At 45.4% G+C, this 15,081-nt stretch carries 13 protein-coding genes; 3 read left to right on the top strand and 10 right to left on the bottom strand.

All coding sequences use genetic code 11. The annotated features are described in order from the left end of the window. Window positions 1–11: 11 nt before the first annotated feature. The 4 genes from FKN08_RS10370 to FKN08_RS10385 form a co-directional block, all read right to left on the bottom strand. Window positions 12–905: a branched-chain amino acid ABC transporter permease gene (locus FKN08_RS10370; RefSeq protein ID WP_005373295.1), complete on the bottom strand. Its 894-nt coding sequence runs from the start codon at window positions 903–905 to the stop codon at window positions 12–14. Next, window positions 905–2,857, bottom strand: coding sequence for a long-chain fatty acid--CoA ligase (locus FKN08_RS10375; RefSeq protein WP_170892058.1), 1,953 nt, complete (start codon window positions 2,855–2,857; stop codon window positions 905–907). The genes FKN08_RS10370 and FKN08_RS10375 overlap by 1 nt, the downstream gene beginning before the upstream one ends. Further along, window positions 2,857–3,657: an ABC transporter ATP-binding protein gene (locus FKN08_RS10380; protein ID WP_005392600.1), complete on the bottom strand. Its 801-nt coding sequence runs from the start codon at window positions 3,655–3,657 to the stop codon at window positions 2,857–2,859. Before FKN08_RS10380 ends, FKN08_RS10375 begins: the two co-directional genes overlap by 1 nt. A gap of 241 nt (window positions 3,658–3,898) precedes the next feature. Beyond that, the gene (locus tag FKN08_RS10385; protein ID WP_170892059.1) at window positions 3,899–5,536 is read right to left on the bottom strand and encodes an electron transfer flavoprotein-ubiquinone oxidoreductase; all 1,638 of its coding nucleotides are present in this window, start codon (window positions 5,534–5,536) and stop codon (window positions 3,899–3,901) included. A gap of 156 nt (window positions 5,537–5,692) precedes the next feature. On the opposite strand from FKN08_RS10385, the gene FKN08_RS10390 reads away from it, so the two are divergent. The 3 genes from FKN08_RS10390 (at window position 5,693) to FKN08_RS10400 (ending at window position 9,459) form a co-directional block, all read left to right on the top strand. Continuing rightward, window positions 5,693–6,445 carry an electron transfer flavoprotein subunit beta/FixA family protein gene (locus tag FKN08_RS10390; RefSeq protein WP_048624911.1) on the top strand — a complete coding sequence of 251 codons (753 nt, stop codon included), beginning with the start codon at window positions 5,693–5,695 and terminating at the stop codon, window positions 6,443–6,445. Next, the gene (locus FKN08_RS10395; protein WP_145472809.1) at window positions 6,442–7,368 is read left to right on the top strand and encodes an FAD-binding protein; all 927 of its coding nucleotides are present in this window, start codon (window positions 6,442–6,444) and stop codon (window positions 7,366–7,368) included. Before FKN08_RS10390 ends, FKN08_RS10395 begins: the two co-directional genes overlap by 4 nt. A gap of 87 nt (window positions 7,369–7,455) precedes the next feature. After that, on the top strand, window positions 7,456–9,459 hold the full coding sequence (locus FKN08_RS10400) for an acetoacetate--CoA ligase (protein ID WP_170892060.1): 2,004 nt from the start codon (window positions 7,456–7,458) through the stop codon (window positions 9,457–9,459). Window positions 9,460–9,488: 29 nt separating this feature from the next. Here the strand turns inward: FKN08_RS10400 and mnhG are convergent, their stop codons facing one another. From mnhG to mbhE, 6 genes are read right to left on the bottom strand one after another with little or no spacing between them, the layout of a single operon-like run. Further along, window positions 9,489–9,782: a monovalent cation/H(+) antiporter subunit G gene (mnhG, locus tag FKN08_RS10405; protein ID WP_054867462.1), complete on the bottom strand. Its 294-nt coding sequence runs from the start codon at window positions 9,780–9,782 to the stop codon at window positions 9,489–9,491. Then, window positions 9,782–10,060 (bottom strand): cation:proton antiporter, encoded by a 279-nt coding sequence (locus tag FKN08_RS10410; protein ID WP_005392606.1) that lies wholly within the window; start codon window positions 10,058–10,060, stop codon window positions 9,782–9,784. The genes mnhG and FKN08_RS10410 overlap by 1 nt, the downstream gene beginning before the upstream one ends. Next, window positions 10,053–10,529: a Na+/H+ antiporter subunit E gene (locus FKN08_RS10415; protein WP_005392607.1), complete on the bottom strand. Its 477-nt coding sequence runs from the start codon at window positions 10,527–10,529 to the stop codon at window positions 10,053–10,055. The genes FKN08_RS10410 and FKN08_RS10415 overlap by 8 nt, the downstream gene beginning before the upstream one ends. Beyond that, entirely contained in the window at window positions 10,526–12,022 is a 1,497-nt protein-coding gene (locus FKN08_RS10420) for a Na+/H+ antiporter subunit D (protein ID WP_170892061.1), read from the bottom strand. The genes FKN08_RS10415 and FKN08_RS10420 overlap by 4 nt, the downstream gene beginning before the upstream one ends. Next, window positions 12,019–12,372: a Na+/H+ antiporter subunit C gene (locus FKN08_RS10425; protein ID WP_170892062.1), complete on the bottom strand. Its 354-nt coding sequence runs from the start codon at window positions 12,370–12,372 to the stop codon at window positions 12,019–12,021. The genes FKN08_RS10420 and FKN08_RS10425 overlap by 4 nt, the downstream gene beginning before the upstream one ends. Further along, window positions 12,372–15,041, bottom strand: coding sequence for a hydrogen gas-evolving membrane-bound hydrogenase subunit E (gene mbhE / locus FKN08_RS10430; protein ID WP_170892063.1), 2,670 nt, complete (start codon window positions 15,039–15,041; stop codon window positions 12,372–12,374). Before mbhE ends, FKN08_RS10425 begins: the two co-directional genes overlap by 1 nt. Window positions 15,042–15,081: the final 40 nt, after the last annotated feature.

The following is a 15,081-nucleotide window of genomic DNA, read 5'->3' on the forward strand; positions in this document are numbered from 1 at the left end:
GTTATTTCTCCTTAAATACGCTCAATATCTTTGGTACCAAACAGGCCATATGGCTTGAAGGCAAGAATGATTAACAGCACATAGAATGGTGCGATGTTGTACAGGTTACCCACTTGCAGGTATTGGCTATCAAAAAACTCAGCCAAGTTTTCTAGCACCCCGATGGTAATACCACCGACAATTGCGCCGACCACCGAATCTAAGCCACCTAAAATAACGGCTGGGAAAACTTTGATACCAATAATGGATAGCGCGTCAGATACGCCGTTAACGATACCGATAACAATCCCTGCTGTTGCAGATACCATTGCCGAAATGGCCCAACTGATGGCGAACACTTTCTTGATGGAAATGCCAAGACTCTGGGCTACTTGCTGGTTGAATGCCGTTGCGCGCATTGCCAGACCCATTTTGCTGAATTTGAAGAACCAGTAGAACGCGCCCATGATGAGCATTGAGAAGATCAAGCTCAGAATGTAAGCAAACTCAACATTCAAACCTCCGATATTCACCACGTTGGTTTCGAACACTTGCGGGTACGACACAGCAGAGACACCGAATATCCACTTCATCAGCGCTTGGAAAAACATCGATAGACCAATGGTCACCATGATCACAGAGATAATCGGTTCACCAATCAACGGTCTGAGCACAATGGTTTGCACGGCGATACCAAAAATCATCATGAACGCGAGCGTGAGTAAAAAGCCAATAAAAAACGGTAACTGTAGGTGCACCAATGCCGCCCAACATACCCACGCGCCAATCAACAAGAACTCACCCTGAGCAAAATTGACCACCTGAGTCGATTTGTAAATCAATACAAAGCACATGGCGACAACGCCATACAACATGCCAACGATCACGCCATTAATGACGAGTTGCAGTAATAAATCCGTATTCACTATGCGATCCTCCGTTGTTCGCTATCCACTAGTGTTGGCTCATGCTCAATAAGCGTTTCAATAACTAGCGATGTTTGAATGCGTGTTTTAGTGCCATCTTGATAAGTGATCACTGTATCGACATCGACTTTTGGATCGTCGCTGTAGATGGTTTCGATGATGTCTCCGTATTTCTCTGCAACCACACCACGGCGTACTTTACGTGTGCGAGTTAGCTCTCCATCGTCGGCATCCAGCTCTTTGTAAAGTAGAATGAATTTGCTGATCTTCTGTGCATCCGGTAGGGATTCGTTCACTTTTTGAACTTCTTCACGAATCGCTTGGTACACTTCTGGTTGAGCAGATAAGTTGGTGTAGTTGGTAAATGCCAAGCCGCGTTGCTCTGCCCACTTCGCGACGATCGCATAGCGAATACAGATGATGGCAGACAGCCAAGGTCGACCTTTACCTACCACCACGGCTTCTGCAATAAACGGCGAGAACTTGAGTTTGTTTTCAATGAACTGCGGAGAGTAGCGGTCGCCATGGCTGGTTTCCGACATATCTTTCAGACGATCAATCACCACCAAGTGACCGGAGTCTTTAAAATAGCCCGCATCGCCTGTGTGCATCCAACCATCTTGAACATCTTCATCATATGCTGCTTGGTTGTTTAAGTAGCCAGTAAACATGCCTGTACTTTTAGCGATGATTTCACCAACGCCATTGCTGTCCGGGTTGATGACTTTCACATCTGCATTATCGAACGCAACACCAACGGAATCGTAATCCACATCGTCCGCTTGGTGCACAGTGTATGCGCCACACATTTCGGTCTGACCATAAAGCTGCTTAAGTGGCACACCAATAGCTTGTAGGTAACGGAAAGTGTCAGGCCCCATCGCCGCGCCGCCCGTTGCAGCAGATGTTAGGTTCGAAAAGCCTAAACGGTCTCGCAAAGCACGCAAAAGAATCCATTCGGCGAGTTTAGAACGTTTGCCCTGCTCTAACGCTTTGTTGGCTAAGCTCATGCCCAGTTTGTACATCTTTTGCTTAAACGGTGTCGAATCCATCATTCGTGCAGACACGTCTGCCACAATGTTTTCCCACACACGTGGCGCTAACAGCACAAAGTTTGGACCGATTTCACGCAAGTCGGACATCATGGTTTCTTGTTCTTCCACAAAGTTAACGATTTGACGAGAAATCAACGCCTGACCAACCACGTAAACCTGCTCCATAATCCAAGGCAAAGGCAGAACAGAAACGTAGTTGTCGCCTGGGGAACGAGGGTCTGCACGCAAGTAAGCCGCACAGTGATCCAAGAACGTGCCACTGTGTAGCTGAGCCAATTTTGGTTTAGAAGTCGTACCCGACGTTGTACAAAGAATTGAAAGATCGCTGCCTTTGGTTTCAACAACCATATTGAGATATTTATCGGGATCCGCTTTATCAATCAGCTGACCTTTTTTGTAGACCTGTTCAACATCAATCAATCTTGGATCATCGTATTTACGCATTCCACGAGGATCGCAGTAAATAATGTATTCAACGCTAGGAATTTCATCACCAAGCTCAAGCAGCTTGTCGCATTGCTCTTCATCTTCGGCAATCACGACTTTTGCTTTTGCATAGTTGATAAGGTACGCCACCTCTTCGTGCATAGAATCTTGATAGATGCCCAGCGAGAAACCTTTGATCGCATGTGCCGCTAACTCGCCCCATACCCATTCAGGGCGGTTATCACCTAGCAAACCAACGACATCTTGCTCACCAATACCCAAATCTTGTAGTGCCAGTGCCATCCACTTGACGCGGTTTTCATAATCCTTCCAAGTGAACTCTCGCCAAATACCAAACTCCTTTTCACGCATTGCGACTTGCTCGGGCCAGTGCTTGGCATTGTGCTGCAACACTTTTGGAAAGGTATCTAAGCGGGTTATATCTGCCCAATCATTATGTTGCTGTGCCATTATGCACTCTCCTCTAATGTCGGTAGCTCTTCGCCTAAGTACGCTTGTTTCACATGTGGGTTGGCCATCACTTCTTCTGGCTCGCCCATCGCAATGTGTTTACCAAAATCCAACACCAATACGCGGTTAGAGATATCCATCACCACGCCCATATCGTGCTCGATCATGATGATGGTGATGTCTAACTCTTCGTTTAAATCCATGATGTAACGCGCCATGTCTTCCTTTTCTTCCAAGTTCATGCCTGCCATTGGTTCATCAAGCAGCAGTAACTTAGGTTTTAAGGCAATGGCACGAGCAAGCTCTACACGTTTACGTAAACCGTAAGAAAGTGTGCCAGCGGTGGCTTTGCGAATGTGCTGAATTTCAAGAAAATCGATTACGTCTTCTACGTATTTACGGTGCGCCATTTCTTCTTTCTGCGCGTTAGAGAACCAGTAAAGTGGTCCTGTGACGAAGTTGTTTTTCAGTAGGTGATGTCGACCAACCATAATGTTGTCGAGTACCGACATATGAGAAAAGAGTGCTAAGTTCTGGAAGGTCCTTCCCAACCCTAACTCAGCTCGTTGGCTAGGTGTTCGTTTGGTTACATCATCTCCAGCGAAGATTACAGAGCCTTTGTTTGGTGTGTATCGACCAGAGATGCAATTGAGCATTGAGGTTTTACCTGCACCGTTTGGACCAATGATTGAAAAGATTTCCTTTTCATTCACATGGAAGCTCACGTCAGTTAGAGCTTTCACCCCACCAAAAGCCAATGAAATATCGTTTACCTGCAACAGAGGCGATTCCGATACCATAGTTGATCTCCCTTTCGTTATTTAAGTGCGTTCCATTGAGCACTATTTGATCAAACCTAACTTTGATACTGGTAACCGCTTTTACACCTATGCATCAACTTTGTATTCAGTTTACGTAAACGTCAATTTAAAATCAGAATAGTGCTTGAAAGATTAAGTTGCAATCGAGTTCATCGAGAAAGATTTGAACTAACGCAAACTTTAAGTAAATAAATTGTTAATAAAAATTATTCTCAGACGACTACATATTCGGATAGTTAGGGCCACCACCACCTTCCGGCGGTGTCCAGGTAATATTTTGACTTGGATCTTTGATGTCGCAGGTCTTACAGTGGATACAGTTCGCCGCATTTATTTGTAGTTCTGGCTGCTGATCCCCCTGTACGATTTCATAAACGCCAGCCGGGCAATAGCGCTGTGCTGGCTCTGCATATAATTCAAGATTCTGCTCGATGGGAATCCGCTGGTTCGCCAAACGTAAGTGGCACGGCTGATCTTCCTCATGGAAGATATTGGATAGATAAACAGAAGAGAGGCGATCGAAACTTAACACGCCATCAGGCTTCGGATAGACAATTTCATTGCTGTTTTCCGCCAATAACAGAGACTGATGATCGGGCTTATCACAGCGGATATGCCACTTAGCTTTACCTTTTAACACGTTATGTTCCAGCAGCGCTAAGCCACCGCCCAGCCACGATCCAAAGCGGTGAATGCCACTTGAGAAGTTACGTGCTTGATAAAGCTCTTCATACAGCCAAGACTGTTTGAAGAGCTTTTGATAATCAGCAGTAACTGACTGACTCTCAAGGGCTTCACATACTGCTTCGGCGGCAAGCATGCCTGATTTCATTGCGGTGTGCGCGCCTTTAATTTTAGCGCCGTTAAGCGTTCCTGCATCACAGCCAATCAACAAACCACCAGCAAACTGTTGCGTGGGAAGCGAATGGAAACCGCCCTTGGTGATCGCTCTTGCGCCATAACTAATGCGTTTACCATTTTTGAGGTATTGCTCAATCAACGGGTGATGTTTAAAACGTTGAAACTCATCGAATGGACTCAAGTGCGGATTCTTATAATTCAAGTCAACAATCAACCCAACGGCAACTTGGTTTCCCTCTAAATGGTAGAGGTAACTGCCACCTGTGGCTTCGTTTGATAACGGCCAACCTAATCCGTGCACTACTAAACCTTGCTGATGCTGCTCTGATGGGATTTCCCACAGCTCTTTAAAACCGATAGCGTAATGTTGAGGCGTTTTCTCTTCAGCAAGATTAAATCGGTTAATCAATTGCTTACCAATATGACCCCGCGCGCCTTCTGCAAACAGGGTAAACTTCGCTCGCAGTTCAATACCAGGTTCGAAATTGGCTTTTTGTTCGCCATTTTTATCTAACCCCATATCGCCCGTGATAACGCCACAAACACGGTTGTCTTCATCAATGATGGCTTGGCTGGCGGTAAAGCCTGGGTAGATCTCCACCCCTAAGTTCTCGGCCTGCAACGCCATCCATCGGCATAGATTGCCCAAGCTGATAATGTAATTACTGTCGTTATGTAACGTGTTAGGCACAGCCCAAGAAGGCAGCTCATGACCATTAATTTCATTGCCTAGATAGTAGGTTTTATCTTCGTTTACTTTGGTATTGAGTGGAGCGCCCTTCTCTTCCCAGTCGGGAAACAGTTCATCCAAACTTCGCGTTTCAAACACCGCACCCGATAAAATATGCGCTCCAACTTCAGAGCCTTTTTCTACCACGCAAACAGAGAGGTCTTGTTCTTTTTCTGCTGCTAATTGTTTGATTCGGCATGCCGCAGACAAACCTGCGGGACCAGCGCCTACAATCAGAACATCAAATTCCATGCAGTCTCTTTCCATGATTGCATTCCTTTTTCTTTGCATGTTGCCAACTTGTTAAGCAACAATATATTTAAAGTTGACGCAAACGTAAAGGTAAATTAACATCATTTTAAAGACGTCATCACATCGTCTTCACTGTAAACACATAGTCTTCACTGTAAAAAGGAATCTAACGTGAAAATACTAGTGCCAATCAAAAGGGTCATTGATCCCTACATTAAAGTTCGCGTGAAAGCGGACCATAGCGATGTTGAAACCAATAACGTCAAGATGACGATTAATCCATTTTGCGAAATAGCCGTTGAAGAAGCCGTACGACTAAAAGAGCAAGGTATTGCAGATGAAGTCATCGTTGTCAGTGCTGGCGGTAGCCAATGTCAGGAGCAACTACGTACTGCGCTTGCGTTAGGTGCCGATCGCGCTATTCATGTCGATACTGAAGACAAAATAGAGCCATTAGTCGTCGCTAAGCTGCTCAAAGCTCTGGTTGAGCAAGAACAAGCACAGCTTGTGATTACGGGTAAACAATCCATTGATACTGACAACAACCAAGTGGCTCAGATGCTGGCAGCCCTACTTGACTGGCCTCAAGCAACTTTCGCTTCCGACGTTAAGATAGAAGATCAAAAAGTTCAGGTCGTGAGAGAAGTGGATGGCGGCTTGATGACGGTTGCGATGAACTTACCTGCTGTGATCAGTACTGACTTACGCCTGAATGAACCGCGTTTTGCCTCTTTGCCTAATATAATGAAAGCCAAGCGCAAGCCGTTAGATACAATCACACCTGACAGTCTGGGTGTTGAAGTGGTATTTAGCCAAACCATTCAAGAAGTCACACCGCCAGCGCAAAGAAAAGGTGGCATCAAGGTTGAATCTGTCTCAGAGCTTCTCGATAAGCTGCGTAACGAAGCGAAGGTGATTTCATGAAGAACTTAATCATAGCAGAACATGACAATAACCAATTACATGCGGACACACTCAAAGTGGTTAATGCAGCAAAACAAGTCAGCCAAGACAATGTTTTGATCGTAGTGGGCCACCAGTGTGAAGAAGTCGCTCAGCAAGCTTGTCGCGTTGATGGTATATCAAACGTAATTTGTGTCGATGATGAGCAACTTAAGCATCAATTTGCCGAGAGTATCGCACCTATTGTAGTGAGTGTTGCTGAAGGTTTTGACGCAATCTGGGCTAGCTCATCATCAAAAGGGAAAGATCTTGTACCGCGAGTAGCAGCGAAGTTCGGCGTTGGGCAAATTTCTGATATTGTCCAAGTTATAGATGAAAACACTTTTATCCGCCCTATTTACGCAGGAAACGCATTTGCCAAAGTGACCACCAGCGACAAGGTTCGCGTCATCACCGTGCGCGCGTCTGCGTTTGAGCCGGTTACTTGTCACAACCAAGCTGATATCGAGCATCAGCAAGTCACCATCTCAACTCCATTGGTTGAATTGGTTTCTGTCGATAAAACCGTGTCAGAGCGTCCTGAATTAAGCGCGGCAGAGGTGGTTGTGTCAGGTGGACGCGGAGTCGGTAGCAAAGAGAACTTCGCATTGATCGAACAAGTCGCCGATAAACTGGGGGCTGCAATTGGCGCTTCTCGCGCGGCGGTTGATGCTGGGTTTGTAGCCAACGATTTACAAGTGGGTCAAACCGGTAAAATCGTTGCACCTAAGCTTTATATTGCGGTCGGGATCTCTGGAGCCATCCAACACCTTGCAGGAATGAAAGAGTCCAAAGTGATTGTCGCGATCAACAAAGATCCTGAATCTCCTATCTTTGAAGTTGCCGACTATGGATTGGTTGGTGATTTATTTGAGGTACTACCTCAGCTTGCCGAACAACTTTAAACAATCAGATAAGGGGCGAACACTGCTATGTTCGCCCCTTTATTTTGTTTTGGTCATATTCAAAAAGAATTGAAATTAGAGGGACCTATGCAAAATTCTGCACCTATTTGGTCACCATCTGCTGAGCGCATCAGCAATAGCAACTTGCTACGATTTATCGAGACGGTTAATGCGCACCAAACCGAAGATATCTCAATCAATAATTACACGTCTCTACACCAGTGGTCCATTGACCACAATGACGAATTTTGGCGACATACCTGGCATTTCTGTAACGTCATTGGAAATATTGGCTCGCAAGTCAAAAGCCTTGGTGCTCCCAAGTGGACACATACAGATTCTACTCAGAGCCATGTCAATAGGGACACCGTATGGTTTGCTGACGCCACGCTTAACTACGCAGAGAACCTCCTATCTCAGGCCGAACAAACACCTGAACGTGAGTTTATCGTTTTTACTAATGAACGCGGTGAACACAAGCAGCTCACTGGTACACATTTGCTCGAACAAGTGTCTGTCATTCAGCAATGGCTAATCACTTGTGGTGTTGGCAAAGGCGATGTCGTTGCGGGTTATTTGCCCTACCTTCCAGAAACCGTTATAGCCATGTTGGCTACTACCAGCCTTGGCGCCATTTGGACTTCAACCTCTCCTGATTTTGGTATCGATAGCGTCGTAGAGCGTTTTGGTCAGGTCAAACCGAAAGTTCTTTTTTGCTGTGATGGCTACCAGTTCGGAGGCAAAGCTTTCGATATGACGGACAAAAACACCACTCTTAGTAGTAAGTTAAGCAGTACCTCCGAAGACGCTACTATTAGCGTATGCCAAATCGAATATTTACAAAATGCTAAGAATGCTAGCACTTCTGACTTTGTGTATTGGTCTGATATTACTCACCACTTTTCTCCAAAACCAGTTCAATATCAATCAACACTGTTTAATGACCCGTTATTCATTTTGTATTCTTCTGGCACAACGGGGCAACCTAAGTGTATTGTCCATTCCGTGGGCGGAACCCTGCTCAATCACCTCAAAGAACACCAACTACATTGCGATATCAAACCACAAGACAAGGTTTTCTACTACACAACATGTGGTTGGATGATGTGGAACTGGCATGTTTCCGCTCTTGCGAGTGGTGCAACCTTAGTGATTTACGACGGTAGTCCGGTTTACCCTGATCACTCCGTCTTATGGCGATTAGCAGAAGAACATAGCGTGTCGCTGTTTGGTACTTCAGCGAAATACTTAGAGGCACTGGAGCATGCGAGCTACTCTCCCAAGTCAGAACATGACCTGAAGTCACTCAAAACTCTGTGCTCAACTGGTTCGGTGCTTTACCCAGAACAATTTAATTATGTCTATCAGCACATCAAGCAGGACTTGCATCTCGCTTCTATCGCTGGCGGCACGGATATTTGCGGGTGCTTTGTACTTGGAAACCCTATCTCACCAGTTTACAAAGGTGAATGCCAAGGCGCAGGGCTGGGAATCGACGTGCGTGTTTTGGACGACGAGGGAAAAACCATTACACAGCAACGCGGCGAACTGACTTGCAATAACTCACTACCTAACTTCCCTATTGGGTTTTGGCACGACAACGGCGAACGCTATCACAACGCTTATTGGAGCAAGTTTACTGATATCTGGCACCACGGCGACGATGTGATGCAAACCGAACATGGCGGCTTTATTTTTTATGGCCGTAGCGATGCGACATTGAATCCAGGCGGCGTACGAATCGGCACCGCTGAGATCTATCAGCAAGTGAACGCGTTACCCGAGGTCGAGGACTCCATCGCCGTCGGCAAGTTAAACCAGCAGTCTGAAGAAATCTGGTTACTAGTAAAACTCGCTCACGAGGTCGAGTTAACCCAACAACTCACCGATTCAATTCGCCAAACACTAAAATCAAAATGTTCACCACGCCATGTGCCACGCCAAATTTTTGCTATCAGTGATATTCCTAAAACGCGATCAGGCAAACTGGTTGAACTAGCCGTGAAACAATTGGTTAACGGACAAGCTGTAAAAAACATTGGTGCTATTGCTAACCCAGAAGTGCTGGAAGAAATTAGTCAGCTTAATTAATAGTGACAATTGGTTAAACAAGAAAAAACTTAATCATTACGCCAAATTTTGTAGCCGACCTCTCGCATTGCTCTTCCGAGCAGGTGGGAGGCGACTGGTGCCGTGAGAACGATAAACAACATCGTACCGATAACTCGGGAGATCACTGTGACTTCAGGAATTGATAGGGCAACCGCTAGTAGTAAACAACTAACTCCGACGGTACCGGCTTTGGTTGCAGCATGCATTCGGGTATATAGATCTGGCAACCGCAACACACCTAAACTAGCGCTTAGGATCAATAACGTCCCTAAACATAAAAACAGCCCAATCAGCACATCCATTATTCTTTCTCCTTCCTTTTAACAATCAAACGCGCAAATGCGATTGTGCCAAGAAATGCGACCAAACCTAATGTAATGGCGATATCTAACAAGGCATCCTCACCACTGTCTAAGGTGTAAACCGTAATAAAACCGATGGTGATAAATGAAATCAAATCTAACGCCACAACTCGGTCAGCCAGCGTTGGTCCTAAAATTAAACGGAAGAAAGCCATAACAAAACTGAGTAATAGCCCTGCATAGGCAAAAGTGACACTTATTTGCAGCCAACTATCCACGCGTCACCTCCAAAATTCGATGCTCTAATCCGTTTTTAATTCCACGGATAACTTCTTCATGCTCAGGTGCAAACATGGCATGAACGATAAGATGCTTTTTATCAGGCGTAACGTCCAAACTGAGTGTGCCCGGGGTTAACGAAACCATATTCGCAAGTAAGGTGATTTCAAGGTCGGAATCGACGTCCAAAGGGACATAGACGATATCTGGCTGGCTCAAATGCGTTGGCGTCACGACATCCCACACGACTCTTGCAACCGATATGATCATTTCATAAGCGAAGTACACCAGTAACTTTAATGCCGACGCAAAACGTCGAAAGTAGCTGGTTTTTAATCCAAATGGTTGGCTCAACCGTAAGGCAAAAAAACCGACCGTAAACCCGACAATAAAATTCAAACTCGAATAGCTGCCGTTTAACATCATCCATGCTAATGCTAAGAAAAGATTGAGGAATAGATAGATCATAGATTTCCTCCCAATACCGCTCGAATGTATTCATTCGGATTTAACAGTTGTTCAGCAGCTTGAACAGAAAACTGATAAAAAGGCTCCGCCACCAAGCCTATGATCAACGTGAACATGGTCAATACGGCAATTGGAACGCAATACAACCAATGTACTTTGACTTGCAGAGTCTGTTCTGTTCTCTCCCTAACCGGCTTTTTCCAGAATGCCTCACTCCAAATTTTCGTCATCGAGTAGACGGTAAGCAGCCCCACCAACAGCGCGGTACCGGCTAACCAGTAATATTCAGCCTGTAAACTCGATTTGATCACCAAAAATTTGCCCCAGAAACCAGAGAGCGGCGGAAATCCTGCCAGAGAAAACGCAGGGACAAGAAACAAGAACGCTAACCAAGGCATTGCTTTATATACCCCGCCCAAATGTTCAAGTTGACTAGAGCCATATTTGCGCTCAATAAAGCCACCGATTAAGAACAAATTCGCTTTTACAATGATGTGATGGACAATGTAGAAAATGGCACCAGCCAAAGCTAAGGGAGTGTAAATCGCCAACCCCATTATCATGTAACCTATTTGGCTAATGATGTGAAAAGAAAGAATTTTCTTAATATCGAATTGACTTGCCGCCCCCAAAACGCCCGTTAACATGGTGAGGCCAGCAATCCAAATCAACGTCGGCTGCCAACCACTCTCGGCGAGCGGAAATACTAATGTGAAGACTCGTATTAACGCGTATACGCCGACTTTAGTAAGCAACGCAGCAAACAGCGCAACCACACCACTTGGTAAAGTGTGATAAGAAGCTGGCAACCAAGCAAATAAAGGAAATAGTGCCGCTTTGATAGAAAAGGCAAACAAAAACAAGGCGGACAACATCATGTTGATGCTCAGTTCGCTCTCTCCCGCTTTGGTATAGAGATCGGCCAAGTTCAAGGTGCCCGTTGCGCCATACAACAAACCGATGGCAAGCAAGAACACTAGCGTCGAAATCAGGTTCAACATCACATACTTCACTGCCCCATCAATTTGAGTTTTCGTTGCATCTAATACCATTAAACCAAATGACGCGATGAGCATGACCTCGAACCAAACATACAGATTAAAAATATCTCCGGTGAGGAACGCGCCATAAACACCAGCAAGCAACACGTGCGTCAACGCATGGTAATTGCTATAGGAAGGTTTTCGGTGAAGGTCCGCCATGGCATAGAAAACACATATCGCACCAATCACCGCCGTAATCATCACCATGGCAACGCTGAAGTAATCTGCGACAAAAACGATACCAAACGGTGCTTGCCACTGGCCAAAAGCAACGGCTTGAATACCATTACTTATGATGTTTTCTGTGAGAAAGCCTGCGACAACAAGGTTCAAAATCGCACTCGCGCCACTTAACCACTCAGCACTTTTTGTTGAGCGACGTACAAAGAAAATGGTCAGCGCCGTACTCAATGAAAGAACAACAGGTAACGTCAGTAAAATCGAACTCATTGACCCTCCTCAGAACGTTGCATTTCATCGACGTCTGCGGTTCCAGAATATTTATAAGCTCGATAGAACAACATTAAAGCAAAAATAAGTAGCCCAAAACCGATGACTATCGCGGTTAAAATCAGTGCTTGAGGTAATGGGTTTGCCGCGCCATCTGGTGGCAAAAGAGCATTATCGCCAATCAGTGGCGGCTCTCCAGGAGTCAGCCTTCCCGCTGTAAAAATAGCAAGGTTAACCGCACTGCTGAGTAACATGATACCGAACAAAAGACGCAAGATATGCTTTTCCAGCATTAAGTAAACGCCTGCGGCGACAAATACTCCAACGACAACACTCCAGACTATTTCCATCACTCTAGCTCCTCATTAATACGAAGCAGCATCCCCATCACGCCACCTATAACGGCAAGATAAACACCAACATCAAAAACCAACGGCGTACCCAGTGGTATCACATCTTTCCACCACAACCCGGTTAAAAACGGTTTATCAAACGCAAAGCTCAAAGCTCCTGATATCAAGCTCAATGCAATGCCAGATAACGCAATGAAAAACGGCTTGAAATACAATCTAGAACGAACGTATTTCGGTGATTCCGCGAACATGAGAAGCGATAAGCCAATAACGGCAATCAATGCACCAATGAAGCCACCACCCGGTTCGTTATGACCACGTAATAACAGATACACTGAGAACACGAGCATGAGCGCCGCGACGATATGTGCCGTGGTTGCAAAAATTAATGATTGAATACGGTTTTGCTTTTTCGCTCTTGTCTTAAGCAAGCTCACTGCTGCAATCCCAGCAATGACAACGACGACAACCTCTCCCAATGTATCAAACGCACGAAAGTCGACGAGAATGACGTTGACAATATTGCGCCCATGCCCGCCTGGGACACTATTTTCCGCAAAGAAATCCGACACCGATGAATCCATCGGCTGGGACGTGATTCCTAACAAGAGGAAAGTAATCGAAACACCTATCACGCCCGCTATACAAACATTCGCTACTTTACGTTTTATTGAATGCTTGGGCACAGTGGTTAGACGTGGCATATGACGCATTAACAATGCAAGAAAGACCACCATTAATGTTTCCACTAACAGTAAAGTCTTCGCAACGTCCGGGGCGCTATAAATCATAAAAACAAGCGTGGTCATGAAGCCAATCATACCAAGCGCAGAAATCGCAAGAAGTCTTGCGTGGGACAACGTACATACGAGCACAGCACCAATCAACAATAAGGCAATACCAATCTCATAGAAAGTGACACTTGAAAGTTCGCCAACCAAAGGCAGAGGAATAAGCGCTACCTGACTCAGTAACGCAACGGCAAGTACCGTGAAAAATAATAGGACATAGCGACTCAATTTCTTTTGCTGTAACCGCGCCGTTTGCCACTTCGCCACTGTCATCATGCCATCTAATAGTCGTTCAAAAATATTCTCCGCTTTGGGGACGAATAGATGTAACCGCTGAAAAAATGCAGACACAGTAGGATAAACACGGTACACCACATACCCCAACGCTAGCGTAATAACGCTTAACACTAACGGTACATTCACGCCATGCCATAGTGATGTCTCTTTAAGATTTGCTGTGGGCAGAATGTCAGCAGAGCCCGGAAAGATGATGTGGTGATCTAACCAATTTAAACCGAATAACGGGACTAGGAGGCTGCCAAGTGCCAAGAGCAAAGGTGAAACCCACATAGCCTTTTTGGCCTCAATCGGCTTCGTTTCAATTGGCACGAGATCACGGCGAGCAAAGAATGGTCTCGCAATAAGCATAATGGTTAGCGCAACCATCAATATATTGACCATTAAAAGTACAAAGGCGATCCAGTTATTGAGCTCTACTGCGGATTTGTACATGTATTCTTTGCTCAAAAAGCCTAACAACGGCGGGAATCCCGCTTTAGACAATGCAGCCAAACTCCCCGCAACCATGCTGATGACGAGCACTGACTTCAAGCCGTACAGTTGATCGATATCTCGTGTTCCTGTCGCTTTGTCGATATTGCCCACCACCATAAACAGCGCTGCTTTATAGAAAGAGTGAGCGAGAATAAACATCAATACTGCGCTCACGGCCAAATCTGTGCCCATACCTAACAATAATGTTAGTTTCCCCAAAGCCACGTTCGTGCTGTAGGCTAGCATCAGCTTCAAGTCAGTTTGTTTTAATGCGACAAACGTGCACCAAACGGCGGTGATACTCCCTGTGATCACTAAGGCATAAAACCAAACCTCGCTATGAGCATAAACTGGCGATAAACGCGCTAACAAGTAAATGCCCGCCTTTACCATTGTTGCCGAGTGTAAATACGCACTGACTGGAGTGGGCGCTGCCATCGCGTTAGGTAGCCAAAAATGAAACGGGAACTGCGCAGATTTAGTAAATGCACCAAGTAGTATGAGCACGAGAGATGGGATAAACCATTCATGCTGCGCAATAGTGTCTGCCTGCTCGATAATGGTATTTAGCTCATAACTCCCTGCCATTGCTCCCAGCAAGATAAGACCAGCTAGCAACGCTAGCCCACCAGCACCGGTAACGATCAACGACTGCAGTGCATTTTTTCGTGACGTTTTGTTTTCGTGATTAAAACCAATCAGCAAGTAAGAAGTGATGGTGGTGAGTTCCCAGAAAACGAACAACAATAGGATGTTATCGCTCATCACAATCCCTAGCATGGCAAGCATGAATAGGGTTAGGTATAAATGAAAGGAAAATCGGCTATCACTCTCTCGTAAGTAAGCCAAAGCGTATATTTGGATCAGTGCGCCAATCCCACTGATCAGCCCGGCAAAAAGGAACGACAAACCATCTAACCTAAAGCTGAAGTTAATATCGAGGCCTGGTATCCATTCCGCATTCCAGCTTACGCCTGCGGGTGTGTAGATGTAAAAAAGAAAAGAGAAGATTAAAATTGGCAGCACAGGGAAAATCAGTAAGACCAACTGATTATCGGGATTTTTCGGCAGGTTTTCTTTACCCGTTATGCTATTCAACATCGCAGCCCATTCATTTTTATAAGAAAGTTCGCCCTATTTG

The organism is Vibrio sp. 1-2 (7-a) (genome assembly GCF_013048515.1).
GTDB classification, from domain to species: domain Bacteria; phylum Pseudomonadota; class Gammaproteobacteria; order Enterobacterales; family Vibrionaceae; genus Vibrio; species Vibrio diabolicus.

Bases quoted from the DNA above. Each gene is read 5' to 3' on its own strand.
- FKN08_RS10415 (WP_005392607.1), bottom strand. From the start codon at position 10,529: ATGATCTATCTATTCCTCAATCTTTTCTTAGCATTAGCATGGATGATG.
- FKN08_RS10375 (WP_170892058.1), bottom strand. From the start codon at position 2,857: ATGGCACAGCAACATAATGATTGGGCAGATATAACCCGCTTAGATACC.
- mnhG (WP_054867462.1), bottom strand. From the start codon at position 9,782: ATGGATGTGCTGATTGGGCTGTTTTTATGTTTAGGGACGTTATTGATC.
- FKN08_RS10385 (WP_170892059.1), bottom strand. From the start codon at position 5,536: ATGGAAAGAGACTGCATGGAATTTGATGTTCTGATTGTAGGCGCTGGT.
- mbhE (WP_170892063.1), bottom strand. From the start codon at position 15,041: ATGTTGAATAGCATAACGGGTAAAGAAAACCTGCCGAAAAATCCCGAT.
- FKN08_RS10420 (WP_170892061.1), bottom strand. From the start codon at position 12,022: ATGAGTTCGATTTTACTGACGTTACCTGTTGTTCTTTCATTGAGTACG.
- FKN08_RS10400 (WP_170892060.1), top strand. From the start codon at position 7,456: ATGCAAAATTCTGCACCTATTTGGTCACCATCTGCTGAGCGCATCAGC.
- FKN08_RS10395 (WP_145472809.1), top strand. From the start codon at position 6,442: ATGAAGAACTTAATCATAGCAGAACATGACAATAACCAATTACATGCG.
- FKN08_RS10380 (WP_005392600.1), bottom strand. From the start codon at position 3,657: ATGGTATCGGAATCGCCTCTGTTGCAGGTAAACGATATTTCATTGGCT.
- FKN08_RS10425 (WP_170892062.1), bottom strand. From the start codon at position 12,372: ATGGAAATAGTCTGGAGTGTTGTCGTTGGAGTATTTGTCGCCGCAGGC.